This window comes from Mycobacterium basiliense (genome assembly GCF_900292015.1).
GTDB lineage: Bacteria > Actinomycetota > Actinomycetes > Mycobacteriales > Mycobacteriaceae > Mycobacterium > Mycobacterium basiliense.
This window is the reverse complement of record NZ_LR130759.1, coordinates 3,802,668-3,817,881: the sequence shown is the minus strand read 5'-3', so window position 1 is coordinate 3,817,881 and position 15,214 is coordinate 3,802,668. Positions and strand designations below refer to the sequence as shown.

Sequence of the window (15,214 nt, the reverse complement as noted above, 5' to 3'; positions counted from 1 at the left end):
GGCGTCAGGCCAGACGGTCGAAAACCGTGGTGCCTACCGGGCTGGGTTCGTTCCAGATGTAGATCGGTCCGACTGAGAAGGGGTAATTCCCGGTGTTGAACACGTTGTTCGATGACACCACGAGTGGGGAGCTGGCCGCAGTGACCGTCTGGGAGTACAGCTTGACGCCGTTGATCGTGTAGACCGTGATGGTTGTTCCCTCGGGCAGGTGATTGCCCACGGCAAGGCCCGGGACCAACGATTGGGGGATGGATCCGTGCACACCACCGGAATCGATGTAGGCGTTGATGGTTTGCACCGGCTGGTCGTCGATTTGTACTTGCAGAACGGTCCCCGGTGCTCCGTTGAGTTGGACGATGGGCGGCTGCGAATTGGGACCGAACTCCAGCAGACCGCGCGGCATGTCGATCAGCACACCCTGATTCATGTTGACCGGTAGTGCCGCGTTCGTCGGGGTGCCGAAGGGGAACTGGTTGTTGGGGCCGATGCCCAGATACGCGGGTAGCGACGAAACCGGGATGGTGTTCGATGGGTCGCCCAGCCATGCCGAGGTGGCGACGCCCACGGTGGTCGACGGGCTGACGATGCCATTCCCGTAATTTACGGTCGTTTGGAATGTTTGGTATTCGATGTTGAGTCGACCGGTGTCGCTCAGGCCGTAACTGACGGAACCAGTACCAGTGGGCGGGCCCAGGGCCGCCAGATTGACGTATTGGGGTGGAATCAGTAGGCCGGTGGAGCCGGAGTCGACGATGACGGGCATGCTCGGTCCGCCGCCCACCGAGATGTTTATCAGTGGGTTGCCGTATTGATCCACGTAGAGCAGTGTTTGGTTCGCGGTGAGCGGGGTGTTGACGCCGGGGGCGCCGGTTTGCCCCCATAGCAACCCGGCGTGGCCCCCGATGCCGGCAACGCCGCCAGGTCCGCTGGCCCCGCCGGTGCCGCCGTCGCCGATTAGACCTGCGGCCCCGCCGGCACCCCCGGGTGCTCCGCCGTAGAGGCTGATGCCACCGGTACCGCCGTTGCCGATCAACAACCCGCCGTTGCCGCCGGTACCTCCGGGCACTCCAGCGCGCGTGCTGATGCCACCCGTGCCACCGTTGCCGTACAGCCACCCGCCGGCCCCGCCGCTGGTCCCGATGCCCTCGGAGTTGGTGTATCCGTTGGCGCCGTTGCCGATCATTGGGCGCCCGGTCAGTTCTCGGACTGGCTCGTTGACCAGGTCGGCCGGCCCGCTGGCCATGCCCCAAACCAACCGTTCCAGGTTGGCCGACTCGGCGGCCACATACGACTTCGTGCCGACCAGGATGTCACGGGTGAACTGTTCGACCAGCGTCTCGACCTGACCGGCCAGCACCCGATACTGCCGAGCGTAGTTGGCCAGAAACGCCGCAATCGCCGCCGAAACCTCGTCGGCGGCCGAAGGCAAAACCGTCGTGGTCGCGACCGCGGCGGCCGCATTCGCCGCGCCAATCGCCGAACCGATACCCGCAAGATCCGCTGTCGCGGTTGCCACCAATTCCGGCGCCACACTCACGAACGACATAGGCAAATGCAATCACGTTCCGCGGGAATATTTCTCGAATCGCCAGGATAGCGGCATTTCCCGGTGCCGGATCAGCCGCTGGAGGCGCGCCGCATGTTGTCGGCGCCGCGCGGATGCACGACTTGCGGCCACCAGAACCAACGTCCCAGCAGCGTCGCGATCGATGGCATCAGCAGGGTGCGCACGATCAGCGTGTCCAACAGCAGACCGATGCACACGGTTGACCCGAATTGTCCAAGCACCCGCAACTCGCTGCCCAGCATGGACGCCATGGTGAAGGCGAACACCAAGCCGGCGGCCGTCACCACTCCTCCGGTGCCGGCCATGGAGCGGATGGTTCCGGTTTTGAGTCCAGCATGGATCTCTTCCCGGAACCGCGAAACCAGAAGCAGGTTGTAGTCGGATCCGACAGCCAACAGGATTATCACCGATAGCGCCGCCACGATCCAGTGGATCTTGATGCCGAACAGATCCTGCCAAATGAGTACGGACAAGCCGAATGATGCGGCGATCGAGCTGGCCGCGGTACCCACGATGACTAACGCGGCAACTATGCTGCGGGTGAGCAACAGCATGATCATGAAGATCAAGGTGAGGGCCGAAACCACCGCGATCATCAGGTCGTACTTTTCGCCGTCGGCCATGTCTTTGAACGTTGCGGCGGTTCCGCCGAGATAGACCTTGGCATCCGAGAGGGACGATTGCTTCAGGCCCTCCTGGGCAGCCGTTCGCTCCGCTTCTACCCGTGAGATCCCTTCCGGGGTCATCGGATCGCCCTGGTGGGTGATGAAAAAGCGCGCCGATTTGCCGTCCGGGGACAAGAACATCCGCAACCCCGTTTGAAAGTCCGGGTTATCGAACGCCTCCGGCGGCAGGTAGAAGAAGTCGTCGTTCTTGGAGGCGTCGAAACTTTGCCCCATGACGATCGCCGTGTTGCTCAGCTCGTCCATCTGGTCGAGCATTGCCGAGAAGGTGGACTGCATGGTCAGCGTCAACGCCTTGGTGGTCTTCATGGTTTCAATCATCGGCGGGATCAGTGCCCGCATTTGCGACGTGAGCCCCGCGGTGTGCTGGATGTCTTGGGTGAGTTCTTGAAACTTCTCCGACAGCTTGTCTATCCCGTCCAGCGAGTCGAACAGGGATCTGAAGGACCAGCAGATCGGAATGTCGAAACAGTGCCGTTCCCAATAGAAGTAAGACCGGATCGGTCGCCAGAAGTCATCGAAATCGGCCAGATGGTTTCGCAGTTCATCGGTAATTCCTGCGGTTTCGGCGGTGACGCGTGCCGTGTCGGTGGTAGTGGCATCCAAATCCACCATGATGGCGTACATCCGCTGCATCGTGTCGATCAGGAACTGCATTTCGTCAGCCATCCTGGTCATGTCGGCCATGCGGTCTTTCAGAAATGCCATGTTCTGCATGGTGGTCTGGCTTTGCATGCTGTTCTGAAACGGTATGGAGCTGTGCTGAATAGGGATGCCCAGCGGTCTGGTGATGTCCTGGATCATCGCAATTCCGACGGTTCGGATGACGTTCTTGGCGACCTTGTCCAAAACCAGCATGTCCGCCGTGTTGCGCATGTCATGGTTGGCTTCGATCATCAAGATGTCCGGGTTCATCCGGGCCGGAGAGAAGTGTCGGTCGGCGGCGGCTTGCCCGAGATTGGAGGGGGCAGAGGTCGGCAGGTAGTAGCGGTCGTTATAGCTGGTGTGAAAGCCCGGCAGGGCGACCATGCCGATCAGCACGATCGCCGAACTCAGTGCCAGAATCGGTGCGGGCCACCGCACAACGGCGGTGCCCACCCGTCGCCACAGCCGACCTTTCTTTGCCGCCCGTTTGGACTCGAAAAGGTGGAATCGACTGCCGACGAAGACCACTGCGGGGCCGAGTGTGAGCCCGGCCAACACCACAACCAGCATCCCGATCGCCACCGGCGCGCCCATGGTGCTGAACCAGGGCAGCCGAGCAAAACTCAGACAGTAGGTCGCCCCGGCGATGGTCAGACCGGACCCCAATACCACCGGGGCAACGCCGCGAAAAGTGGTGTAATAGGCGGTCTCTCGGTCTTCTCCGGCGCGGAGCGCCTCTTGATAGCGGCCCAGGAGAAATATTCCGTAGTCAGTTCCGGCGGCGATCGCCAGCATGGTGAGGATGTTGGCCGCGAACGTGGTGAGACCAAATACGTTGTTGTATCCGAGGACCGCGACGATTCCGCGCGCCGAGGCCAACGCGATACCGGTCATGAACAGCTGGATCAGCGTGGTGACGATCGAGCGGTAGACCAATAGCAACATGACGGCAATGGCGCCGAGGGTGAACAGCGTGATCTTGGCCAGGCTGGCATTGCCGATGATGTGCATGTCGTCGCTGAGCGCCGCGGGACCGGTGACGTAGGCCGTCACCCCGGACGGCGGCTGGTTGCGCTCGATCACCTCGCGCACGGCTTCCACGGAATCGTTGGCCAGCGTGGTGCCTTGGTTGCCGGCGAGGTTCAACATGACGTAGGCGCTCTTGGCATCAGCGCTTTGGGCCCCCGCAGCGGTCAGCCGGTCCCCCCAGAAATCTTGGATGTGTTGGATGTGCGTGGGATCCTGCCGAAGTTGGCGGATCAGGTGGTCGTAGTAGTGATGCGCGTCGTCGCCCAGGGGGCGCTGGCCTTCCAGCACGATCATGACGGTGCTGTTGGAATCGAATTCCCGGAAGTTGTGCCCCAGCAGCATCATCGCCTTCATCGACGGTGCATCGACCGGGGTCATCGGAGCGGAGTGTTGCTCGCTGACCACCTCCAAGCGCGGAACGGCGACGTTCACCAGGATCGTCACGAATACCCAGGCGATGATGATCGGCACCGCGAAAATCCGGATTGTGTGGGGGAGGAGGGGGCGGTGTGGCCGGGCGGTGGGCGGCGCGTCGCCGGCTTGTTCGATTTCGCGGGTCTCGATCGGGCCCGTGGTCTCGTCCTCGACGTTGCTCATGCGGATTTCACCAGGCAGAACGTCTGGGGCCGCACCCCTTCGGCCCTTTTCTCCTCGCGGACAACACCGTCCACGGTGATGCGGCAGCCGATCTGGCTACCGTCGCCCTGGGCCATGATGTTGGCGGTCACCGACGGTAGCGTGGTCGAAATTGTGAAAAACCACGGCAGGGGGGCGGTGTTGACCTGGTGGGTGTCGGCCGCCGCGTCCCAGTAGTTGATGTTGGCGGTAGATCCCGGTGCCCCGTAGATCTCGTAGGTGACGACCTTCGGATTGAATTGCACGATGTCGATCCCGGCTCCGGCATTGGCGTTGAGGTCTTCGGACCCGAAGATCCGGTGCAGCCGCATGACAACCAAACCCGAAACCGCGAGCACAACGATCAGGACCAGCGGGATCCAGGCTTGTTTGACCCAGCGGGCAACGGGAATTGTTTTCATCCGGACCGCCCTCCGCTCGACGTTGCAGGTCATCGCGGTCTGCCGGCCGGGCGTGCGTGCGCCGTGCCAGCAGAATCTTTGCTTGGCTAAGCATCCTAATCCTTAGTGCACGCTACCGTTCCTCGGGGTGCGTTGACACGCCGGGTGGTTCGCTGCGCGCCGCCCTGGCGCCGGCTCTCCCGGCGCTGGTGGCTGCGGGATCGGCCTTGGTGAGTGCCGGGTCGGCCAGATTTGGTCAGTCGCTGCCGCATCGCACGCCTAGGTATTTGAGCTGCGGATTCACTCAATTGTGAGGTGCTGGGGTGTGGCGTGCATGGCGCGGCTTCGGGAAATCTCGCTTCCGCTCTAGCAAGCAATAGCTTCTATGCCGACGATGCTCAGATTCGGCGCCGCCGCGCACGAGTCATAAGCCTTGGCGACGATCTGCGGCGTGTCGGGTACCTCGCTTATGCGTCGCGGCAGGGCAACGACCGGACGCGGATCGTGTTCTGCGCCGGCCGGTAGGGATGCAATGAGTATCCGCTCGGCACAGAGGTCGAAAACCTGGACATCGCAAGGTCGGCATCGTGAAGAAAGGGAGGCCAGGCATCAGACCCCGGCGTGACCAGCCAAGTCAACCATTAGCCGGATGCCCGGCCGGTGATCGGAGGTAGATCGGCCAACGTCACGATTCCGGGTTCGGCGCGCACCACCGCCGGAACCGCGTTGGTGACTGGCATCGCGGTGTAGATCATGCCCAAGCCCATGAATCCCGGCTCGGTCCAATCTTTCGGCGGCAGACAGTGCAGCACCGTTCGCATGTTGGGCAACCCGAACACCTGGATGACGTGGCCGTGCTCCAATGGTTTGGGTGGCACTACGTGATCGCCCATGCTCCAGTTGAACCCGACGCTGACGACGTTGCGATCGCCGGCCCAGCCACGGTGATAGCCGAAGACGCTGCCGACGGTTCCGGCGGGAATCTTCATAAATCCCAGATCGGTGTCGGCGGTGGCCGGCGTGAAGGTGACGTCGAAGGTCATCCTGTCCAGCGTCGCCCCAATCGCGTCGGCCATCATCGCCGCGGACTCGGCAAAGACTTCGCTTTCCCGCCGCACGCTCTCGGCCAGCCCCGGGGTATCGGGATCCTGCGAGAACCCCATGGCCTTCTGGGTTTCGGCCGACGCATAGGTCGAGCAATCCACCGATTCGGTGATGCGGATCTCGTCGACTCGTTCGCACGCGCCGCTGAGCACCATGCCCACCATGTTCGTCATCCCGGGGTGTGCGCCGCTGCCAAAGATCGTCGAGCCGCCGCGCTGGCAGGCCGCGATGATGCGTTCGCGGTCCCGCGGTGTCTGCTTGCCCCCGGTGATCCACGCGGCGCTGGTGCACACGTTGACCCCCGACTCGAGCAGACACACCAGCTCATCGATGTTGGGCCACAACGGGTTGTAGCAACATGCGTCAGCGCCTAATGCGAGCAGCGCGTCGATGTCGTTGGTCGCGAATACGCCGGTCGGCTCGGGCCAGCCGGCCAGGTAGGCGGCGTCGACACCGACTTTGTCCGGGCCGTGCGCGTAGACCCCGACCAGCTCCATATCGGACCGGCCGATCATGGCGTGCAGCGATCGGCGCCCGATGTTTCCGGTAGTCCATTGGATTACCCGCAGCGAACGGTCTCTGCTCATCGAAGGCTCCTCTGCCGATGCGATGGGACCCATTATGTTCGCCGACCTGGCGCCTAGGTCAGGGCGCACCCAGGGCCACTCCCGGAAATGGGATGCGCGGCGGCACTGCCGTGTGCCAGAGTCGGAGCCCGTGACTGCGACCCAACCCGCACCGGTGACTCTGAGCAGCCCTATCGAGGACGACTGGCCGGGAATGTACTTTCTGGCCGCGGCCAGCTTCCCCGATTTCATCGGCGTCGAATCGGCCAATGCGTGGCGGGAGCTGGTGCCGGCCAACGGCGCGGTGGTCGCCCGAGACGGCGACGATGTCGTCGGAATCGCGCTTTTCGTGGACCTGCGCCTGACCGTGCCCGGTGGCGCAGTGCTGCCGACCGCGGGTTTGAGCTTCGTCGCCGTCGCTCCGACCCATCGCAGACGCGGTGTGCTGCGCGCAATGATCACCACATTGCACCGGCGCATCAGCGATTCTGACTACCCGATGGCGGCGTTATATGCCAGCGAGGGTGGCATATACGGTCGGTTCGGCTACGGGCCGGCGACCATCCTGCACGAGTTGACCGTCGACCGACGGTTCGCTCGATTTCACGCTGATGTTCCCGCTGGCGGGCCGGTCAGGTTGGTCAAACCCGAACCACATCGGGATGCGTTCGAGGCGATCTACCGGCGCTGGTGCCGCCAGGTTCCGGGCGGGCTGGTCCGGCCGCCGGTCCTGTGGGACCAGCTGATGGCCGAATGCAAAGCCACCGCCGGCGGCGACCGCGAATCGTTTGCGCTGTTGCACGCCGACGGTTACGCCCTGTACCGGGTCGACAAATCGGATCCCAAGCTGGCCCGGGTCGGCGAGCTGCGGGCGGCCACCGCGGAGGCGCACAGTGCATTGTGGCGAGCTCTGCTCGGCCTGGACTCGATGGAGCGGGTCAGCATCATCACCCACCCCGATGAGCCGATGCCGTTTCTGCTCACCGATACCCGCCTTGCCCGCACGACCTGGCGTCAGGACGGCCTGTGGCTGAGAATCGTGGACGTGGCGGCGGCGCTGGAGGCTCGTTGCTACCCGGCCGATCTCGATGCGGTGATCGACGTGTCCGATGGAGGTCGATTCGCGTTACATATCCGCGACGGACGTGCGAGGTGCGCTCCGACCGACGCGCCGGCGCAGGTCGAGCTGGGCCTTGACGTGCTGGGTAGCCTCTACCTGGGCGCGCACCGGGCGTCGACGTTGGCCGCGGCGAACCGGTTGCGTGCCAAGGACTCTGAGCTAATAAGTGGGCTCGATGCGGCCTTCGTCAGCGATGTGCCCGCTCAGGCAGCCTTCGAGTTCTAGCCCCCGCGGGCCGGGCGGGGCCGGCGTGCTTGGTTCCCGGCAGGTCAACACGCCTGCCACCGAGTTGCGGTGCCCGCCGTGCTGGATCCCTAGACGTTCGCGCCCGCGAGCAAGGGGCTGCGATCCGGGTCAACGGTCGACGATTGTCCGGTCTGGACCAAGGATTCGCCGCAATGCAGCCACAGCGGCAGGACATTGTTCAAGCGCTGCATGAACTTTGACATGCCTACCCGGTGCTCGCCGAATCCCAGCGGATCGGTCCGGTACTCGGGGAATGCGATGCCGATCCCGAATAGCCCGGGCGCGAGAATCCCGTTGGCACCGTCATGGTCGAGCTGTCCCCATTGCGGGGTCAGGGGGAGCTGCCGGCGTTCAAATCCGACGGTGTAGATGACGTGATCGCATTCGTGGAGCAGCTCGCCAAATTCCGGGCTATCGACCAAACACCTGTGCAGCCGCTCCGGATGTTGCCCGTCGATGTTCTCCCGTGCCCAGCGGGCCGCATCGCCTTTGAGGCCGGTGTCGTCGAAGAGGATCCAATCCTCTAAGGGAACAGCGTATCTGAGTGGGCTGCGGTAGAAGTTGATTACCTTCTGTACTGGACGCTCGAGCAGGTTCGGCAATGCGATCATCGTCGAGTGTGACGAGCCGAATACGGCAACGGTCGCGCCTTCCAGGGGAAGTCGCTTGAGCCGTTCGGGATTGAGGGCCGCCTCGACCGGTATCTCCGTCAGCCCGGAATAAGACAGCTTTTTGGGAACCGAGCCAACCGCCAGAATGACATTCTGCGAGGAGATTTCGCCGTCGAACGTGCTGATGGTCCAGCGCTTGTCGGACAGCGAAAGCTCGGTTGCGGTGGTTTGAAGAGCTGCTACCTCTGCCCGCAGGTGCGCAGTGATCCACAGGAGCGGCTCGGCGACCTCGCCGAGTCGGCAGGTGTGTCGGGGATCGATGTCGTGCAGCTCGAAATGTGGCGCCGCACCGAACTTGAACGCGGGTGAGGCGTTGAAGTAGTCGAGGAACAGTGAAACCTGGGTGTTGCTCGGGACGGCGCGCCATTTTCCACCGAGGTCACCTGCGGCGAATTCGGGATCTATCCATGCGATTTCGTTGGGCAGCACGCCGTGGTCGAGCAGCCTGCCCACACTGGCGATCCCTGCGGGTCCGGCTCCGATGACGGTCCACGTATAGTGATTCATGTCTCCTCTTGAGGCTCGTTCGCAATACGTTGTCGAGTTTGCTTGGTCGTGCCGACACTTGGCTGCGCCGACGTACCCAGTGTTTCGTCGGCGACCGATCGTGTGTAGAGGGCACTTCATTGAGGAATCACAACCTATGGTTGTGACTTCGGGCGGTGTGTTTCCGCGTCCCGATCGGGTGCCGGCAGGAACTGTGCTGTCTGGGTGAAGGTTGCAATGTCCGCGTCAAGGTTTGCCACGGGTTGCGACGTCCGCGACACAGGGAACCAGGCCATCGTGCACTAATGCCCCCACCCGCGTCCGTGTCCACCCTCGACCCGACTCAGTACGGAGCTCTCGATCATGCGCCGATACATCATCACCGGCACACCGGGCGCCGGCAAAACATCGATCGTGCGAGGTCTCGCGCGTCTAGGACACCGCGTCGTCGAGGAAGCCGCCACCGACATCATCGCCTGCCGACAGCTGCACGGTGAGACCCAACCGTGGACCGGGGCAGCCTTTATCGACGAGATCGTCACCGTGCAACGCGAACGTCAACGCGCCACCGACGCGGCCACCGACGACGTCGTGGTCTTCGATCGCTCACCGGTTTGCACCCATGCTTTGGCCAGGCATTTGGGGCAGCCCATTTCCGCGACCCTGTCGAGCGAGCTCGACCGGATCAACACCGAGCACGTATACGAAAGTGCCGTGATTTTCATCCGCAATCTGGGCTTCTGCGAACCCACTGCCGCCCGTCGGATCAGCTATCAGGACGCGCTGAAATTCGAGCGGATCCATCAGCACAGCTACCGCGCGTTCGGGTACCAGATCATCGACATCCCCGCCGACAGCCTGAACGCCCGCATCCAGGCCGTCCACCAAGAGATCGCTCGGCTAGACAAGGTGAACACGACCACCCGAGGGGTGGCCACGATCGGTGCCGGGAAGATCGGTCAGCACGCTGCGCAGGTGGATTGGATGCCCGGCCGATCGGCGGACCGCAGCTACAGCCTGACCAGGTCGTAGTCATCGACGTGGTCGGTGAGGACCCGCAGGTGGTCTTGCGCGGAGCCCAGGGTGTGGTCGATCGCGGTGAGTCGGGCCGCGTAGTGGCCCACCGGATATTCCGCGGTCATCCCGATGCCACCGTGCAGCTGAATCGACTCTTGCGCGATATGCCGGCCCGAGCGACCGATCTGCAGTTTGGCCCGGGATGCGATCACCGAGTCAAGGTTTCCGTCGGCGATCGACATTGCCGCGTAGAGGTTCATGCTGCGTGCCAACTCCAGGGACACATACATCTCGGCCGCGCGCTGGGTTAGTGCCTGGAACTTGTTGAGGGTGACCCCGAACTGTTTGCGCGTCTTCAGATAATCGGTGGTCAGCCGCAGCGCCTCGGCCATCGCGCCGACGGCTTCGGCGCAGATCGCCGATTGGATTCGAATGATGGTGTCACGAATGGCAGTTGACGCGTCGATCGCGTCGCCCAGCGGTTCGGCCGGGGCCTGGTCCAGGTCGATTTGAGCGCCGCGCTGATTGTCGAACGTGGGGTACGGGTGTCGGATGATGGCACCGCTGTCGACAAGAAATAGGCCAACGCCGCCATCCGGCAACGTGGCGCTGACGACCAGCGTGTCGGCGCAGTCTCCGGCCAAAACTGGGTTCTTGCATCCGTTGAGCGTCCACGAATCACCTTGCCGTACCGCCTGAGTCGAAATCTCGGCGGAGGGCTGCCGGCGCCCGGGCTCGCAGTGCGCGAAGGCCAGCAGGTGTTGGCCGGCCACGACCTCGTCGAGCAACGCGAGCTGCGCGTCGGTGCCCCGCTGGGCAATGAGTCCGCCTGGCGCCAGAGCGGCGTGCACGATAGGTTCCGGTGCCAGCCGAGCGCCGATCTCCGTCATCACCAGCATGATCTCGATCTGGCCGGCCTCTGCCGGATCGAATCCGAGCCCCAGAATCCCGGTGTCGGCGAGTTGGCCCCAAACTTCGCGACTCCAGCCCAGCTCGGTGTCGGTGATCTTGTTGCGGCTTTCGGCGTCATAACTGCGAGACAGCAGATCGCGGGTGGTGTCGCGGAGCAACGCCTGCTCGTCGCTGAGCTGAAAGTCCATGACTGCCTCACAATCCCAAAATGGTGGACGCGATGATGTTGCGCTGCACTTCGTTGCTGCCGCCGTAGATGGAGGTCTTGCGGTAGTTGAGGTAGCGAGGGGCGCTGCTTTGGGCCCACGACGGCGACGCAATGTCGTCCGCTGGGGAACCTTCCGCCGGCAGCGCATCGGGTCCGGCCACTTCCATCAGCAATTCGGTGGCGACCTGCTGCAGTTGGCTCCCGCGGAGTTTGAGCACCGACGACGCCGGGTTGGGCTTGCCGTCCGCCGAGTCGGTGACCACTCGCGCCTGGGTGAGTTCCAGTGCCAGCAGCTCGTTTTCCGCCTCGGCGAGCCGAGCCGCGAACAGCGGATCGTCGAGCAATCCGGTCTGTGTGGCGTACTTCTTCACCTCGGCGAGGCGCACCTTGGTTCGGCCGACACCGGCGATTCCGGTCCGTTCGTTGCCGAGGAGGAACTTGGCGTATGTCCAGCCCTGATTCTCCTGCCCGACAAGCTGATCGGCGGGCACTCGCACGTCGGAGAAGAACACCTCGTTGACTTCGTGGCCACCATCAATCGTCTTGATGGGTCGCAGTGTGATGCCGGGCGTCGACATGTCGATAAGCAGAAAGGAGATGCCGGCCTGGCGCTTGGGTGCCTGGGGGTCGGTGCGTACCAGGCAGAAGATCCAGTCCGCATGCTGACCCAGTGTGGTCCACGTCTTCTGCCCGTTGACCACGTAACTATGGCCGTCGCGCACGGCGGTGGTGCGCAGTGAGGCAAGGTCTGAACCGGCATCCGGCTCGGAGAAGCCCTGACACCACCAGATGTCGATACTCGCCGTGGGCGGCAGGAAACGCTCTTTGATCTCTTGGGAACCGAATTCGGCGATCACCGGGCCGACCATCTTGGTGTTGAAGTTCAGCGGCTCGGGGACGCAGGCCAATTGCATCTCGTCGGCCCAAATTTGGTGCTGAGTTGGGGTCCAATCCTTGCCGCCCCATTCGACCGGCCAGTTGGGTACGGCCAGACCGTGATCGTTGAGGATCTTGTGACAGGTGACGATCTCGTCGCGACCCAGTGACTCGCCTCGACGCACCCGCTCGCGAAGGTTTTCCGGAATCTCGGTGGTGTAGAACGTGCGAAGCTCGTCGCGCAAGGCGGCTTCATCGGGTGTAAGCGCCAGCTTCATCGGCAGCCTCCTGTATCGGATGACCACCGGTGGGGCGCCTCCCGCAACGGGACCACCCGCGTGCCGGGAAACCGGCAGTCCTGTCTTGCACGTTAGGCGCTCAGCCGGGACAGACGTCAACCGGGTGGCGCCGTGGTGGCGGGCCTGCCGGTGTCCGGGCCGCCGCGGTGCGCACCGACAAGGGCAGGTCGAGGCGCCCGGGGCCGCCCCAGCGCGGTCGGGCGCCGTCCCGGCATCACGATCCGTGCACAGTCCCGGACTTGTCCCCAGCCAGGCGGCGGAGCGCCGGTGTCGGACGGGTTGTGGTGGTCGGCGCACCTACGGTCGGCGCATGCGAACAGAACTTCCCGCAGAACGACTGCACCGGCGGCTCGGAGCCGAGCCGGATTCCCATCCCGCCGTCGGCTCGGCGGCGGTCGCATCCGACGACGCCGACCAAGACCCGGATGACGACCCGAACTCGCTGCTGCCGCGCTGGCTTCCCGACGCGTCGGGAAGCCAGGGTTGGCTGGCCAGGCTGCGCGCCGATCCCGGGCGTACCGGGGCGATCGCCCTGGCGCTGATTGCCGCTCTGGCCGTGCTGGTCACGGTATTTACCTTGGTGCGCGACCGGCCGGCGCCGGTGATGTCGGCCAAGCTACCTGCAGTGCAGCGGGTTTCGGCGGCCCCGGGGGCAGGTCCCAGATCGACGGCAAGTCCCGGGCCGCCGTCCGGCCCGGACCGGCCGGTGGTGGTCAGCGTCGTCGGCCTGGTACATAACCCCGGGCTGGTCACTCTGGCACCGGGGGCGCGGATCGCCGATGCGCTGCAGGCCGCAGGCGGCGCGTTGGATGGGGCCGACACCATTGGCCTCAATATGGCCCGCCAGCTCGCCGACGGTGAGCAAATTGTGGTCGGGCTCGCCGTCGTGTCAGGCCAGCCGACCACGCTCGGCAGCTCCGTCGGTGGGGGCGGCGCCGGGCCGGCGACCGCCTCGGGCCCGCCCAAACCAGGACCCAAACCGGCCGAGATCCTTGACCTCAACACCGCGACCATCGAGCAGCTGGATGCCCTGCCAGGCGTCGGCCCGGTCACCGCGGCCGCGATCGTGGCGTGGCGGCAGGCCAACGGGAGGTTCACCAGCGTCGATCAGCTCGCCGACGTCGACGGCATCGGCCCGGCGAGATTGGACAAACTGAGGCCCCTGGTACGTGTCTGACGCCGCCGCCGCGGGTCCCGGCGACCCCATCGTGGGCGTGGGGCCGCAGCTGGATGTCCGTCTAGTTCCGGCGGCGTTGACCAGCTGGATCGTCACCGCCGTGGGAATCGGATGGCCAATCGGTGCGACATGCGCGGCCTGCTGCGCGCTCCTGGCCATCGGCGCCGGCGTGCTCTCCTGGTTGGCCCTATCCCGGCCGAACCGCACGGACCGATTGCGTGCCGTCAGTAGTGGGCTGGTGGCTATTGGAGTGGTCGGTGCGGGATACGGACTCGCGATCGCGCTGCGAGCCGAGGCGAGCGGGAGCCACCCGATTGGTGCGGCGTTCGGAACGTCGGCGCCAGTGACGGTGACGCCCAGCGAAAGCCCGCTGTCGCTGGGGTCCGGTCGGTTGATGTTTCGTGCAAACCTGCAACGGCTGCGCGACGAGGAGCTGACCGGTCGCGTGGTGGTCTTTGCTCGAGCGTCCGAATTCGGCGAGGTGGTGGTGGGTCGGCCGATACGCTTCACCGCACGTATCACCCGGCCGGCCCGCCGTGACCTGACAGTCGCGGTGCTCAACGCGGTGGGCAGACCGACGCCGGGCCGGGCCGGTGTGGTGCAGCGGGCGGCCCATACGGTTCGCGGTCGGTTTGCCCAGGCCGCGTGCGAAGCATTGCCGGTCGATCAGGCCGCGATGTTGCCCGCACTGGTTCTCGGTGATACCTCGATGGTGAGCACCGTTACCAGTCGCGAGTTCCGCACGGCGGGGATGACGCATCTGACGGCGGTCTCGGGCGCCAACGTCACCATGGTCTGCGCCGCGGTGTTGTTGGTGGCGCGGTGGCTCGGCCCGCGCGTCGCGGTGGCGCTCGCCGGGGTCGCGCTGCTGGCATTTGTGATCGTCGTGCAGCCGACCGCCAGTGTGCTGCGAGCGGCGGTGATGGGCGCGATCGCCCTGGCGGCGATGTTGACTTCGCGTCGACGGCAGGCGATTCCGGCCCTGTCGGCCACCGTATTGGTGCTGATGGTTGCGGCGCCGCAGCTGGCCGTCGACGTTGGTTTTGCCTTGTCGGTGGTGGCCACGGCCGCGTTGATCGTCATCGCCCCCGGATGGTCGGTGCGACTGGTCGGCCGCGGATGGCCCAAACCGCTGGCCGATGCGCTCGCCGTCGCGACCGCGGCGCAGCTGGTGACCGCTCCACTGGTGGCCGCCATCTCTGGTCGGTTCAGCCTGGTCGCCGTGGTTGCCAACCTCGCGGTGGCGGCCACGATCGTGCCGATCACCGTGCTGGGCAGCGCCGCGGCCGCGCTGGTTGTCCCGTGGCCGGCCGGCGCCCAGCTGCTGATCCGCGGCACCGGACCCGAATTGTGGTGGGTGTTGCGGATCGCGCGTTGGGCCTCCGAGGTCCCGGCGGCGACCATCCCGGTGCCCACGGGCCCCGCCGGCCTGATAATCGTCGGCGGAGTCACCATGCTGGTGGTTGCGTTGTGGCGATTCCGGTGGTTTGCCCTGCCGATGAGAGCAGCGCTGGTGACCGCCGCGGGCTGTCTACTGGCCTGGTCACTGGCCGGGCTGGTCGGTCGTCCATGACACCATTGGGCGGTGAGCG

General features: G+C 64.7%; 11 protein-coding genes. 4 read left to right on the top strand and 7 right to left on the bottom strand.

What is annotated here, in order from left to right; translation table 11 throughout:
- Positions 1–4: 4 nt before the first annotated feature.
- The 4 genes from MB901379_RS25070 to MB901379_RS15995 form a co-directional block, all read right to left on the bottom strand.
- Positions 5–1,546, bottom strand: a complete 1,542-nt coding sequence (locus MB901379_RS25070) for a PecA family PE domain-processing aspartic protease (protein ID WP_158017535.1) — start codon at positions 1,544–1,546, stop codon at positions 5–7.
- A 71-nt stretch (positions 1,547–1,617) separates the two neighbouring features.
- Positions 1,618–4,521 carry an MMPL/RND family transporter gene (locus MB901379_RS16005; protein WP_158017534.1) on the bottom strand — a complete coding sequence of 968 codons (2,904 nt, stop codon included), beginning with the start codon at positions 4,519–4,521 and terminating at the stop codon, positions 1,618–1,620.
- Positions 4,518–4,961 carry an MmpS family transport accessory protein gene (locus tag MB901379_RS16000; RefSeq protein ID WP_158017533.1) on the bottom strand — a complete coding sequence of 148 codons (444 nt, stop codon included), beginning with the start codon at positions 4,959–4,961 and terminating at the stop codon, positions 4,518–4,520. Before MB901379_RS16000 ends, MB901379_RS16005 begins: the two co-directional genes overlap by 4 nt.
- Before the next feature lie 620 nt (positions 4,962–5,581).
- Positions 5,582–6,631, bottom strand: coding sequence for an NAD(P)H-dependent amine dehydrogenase family protein (locus tag MB901379_RS15995; RefSeq protein ID WP_158017532.1), 1,050 nt, complete (start codon positions 6,629–6,631; stop codon positions 5,582–5,584).
- Between the two features lie 130 nt (positions 6,632–6,761).
- On the opposite strand from MB901379_RS15995, the gene MB901379_RS15990 reads away from it, so the two are divergent.
- Positions 6,762–7,955, top strand: a complete 1,194-nt coding sequence (locus tag MB901379_RS15990) for an enhanced intracellular survival protein Eis (protein ID WP_269462761.1) — start codon at positions 6,762–6,764, stop codon at positions 7,953–7,955.
- An 89-nt stretch (positions 7,956–8,044) separates the two neighbouring features.
- On the opposite strand, the gene MB901379_RS15985 is transcribed toward MB901379_RS15990, so the two are convergent.
- Positions 8,045–9,154: an NAD(P)/FAD-dependent oxidoreductase gene (locus MB901379_RS15985; RefSeq protein ID WP_158017531.1), complete on the bottom strand. Its 1,110-nt coding sequence runs from the start codon at positions 9,152–9,154 to the stop codon at positions 8,045–8,047.
- A gap of 342 nt (positions 9,155–9,496) precedes the next feature.
- On the opposite strand from MB901379_RS15985, the gene MB901379_RS15980 reads away from it, so the two are divergent.
- A complete protein-coding gene (locus tag MB901379_RS15980) occupies positions 9,497–10,165 on the top strand; it encodes an AAA family ATPase (protein ID WP_174237035.1) in 669 nt (222 codons plus the stop codon).
- On the opposite strand, the gene MB901379_RS15975 is transcribed toward MB901379_RS15980, so the two are convergent.
- Positions 10,144–11,250, bottom strand: coding sequence for an acyl-CoA dehydrogenase family protein (locus tag MB901379_RS15975; RefSeq protein WP_158017530.1), 1,107 nt, complete (start codon positions 11,248–11,250; stop codon positions 10,144–10,146). The genes MB901379_RS15980 and MB901379_RS15975 overlap by 22 nt on opposite strands.
- Positions 11,251–11,257: 7 nt before the next feature.
- The gene (locus tag MB901379_RS15970; protein WP_158017529.1) at positions 11,258–12,424 is read right to left on the bottom strand and encodes an acyl-CoA dehydrogenase family protein; all 1,167 of its coding nucleotides are present in this window, start codon (positions 12,422–12,424) and stop codon (positions 11,258–11,260) included.
- Positions 12,425–12,755: 331 nt separating this feature from the next.
- On the opposite strand from MB901379_RS15970, the gene MB901379_RS15965 reads away from it, so the two are divergent.
- The gene (locus MB901379_RS15965; protein WP_158017528.1) at positions 12,756–13,622 is read left to right on the top strand and encodes a ComEA family DNA-binding protein; all 867 of its coding nucleotides are present in this window, start codon (positions 12,756–12,758) and stop codon (positions 13,620–13,622) included.
- A gap of 31 nt (positions 13,623–13,653) precedes the next feature.
- Positions 13,654–15,195: a ComEC/Rec2 family competence protein gene (locus MB901379_RS15960; RefSeq protein WP_158019233.1), complete on the top strand. Its 1,542-nt coding sequence runs from the start codon at positions 13,654–13,656 to the stop codon at positions 15,193–15,195.
- Positions 15,196–15,214 lie beyond the last annotated feature (19 nt).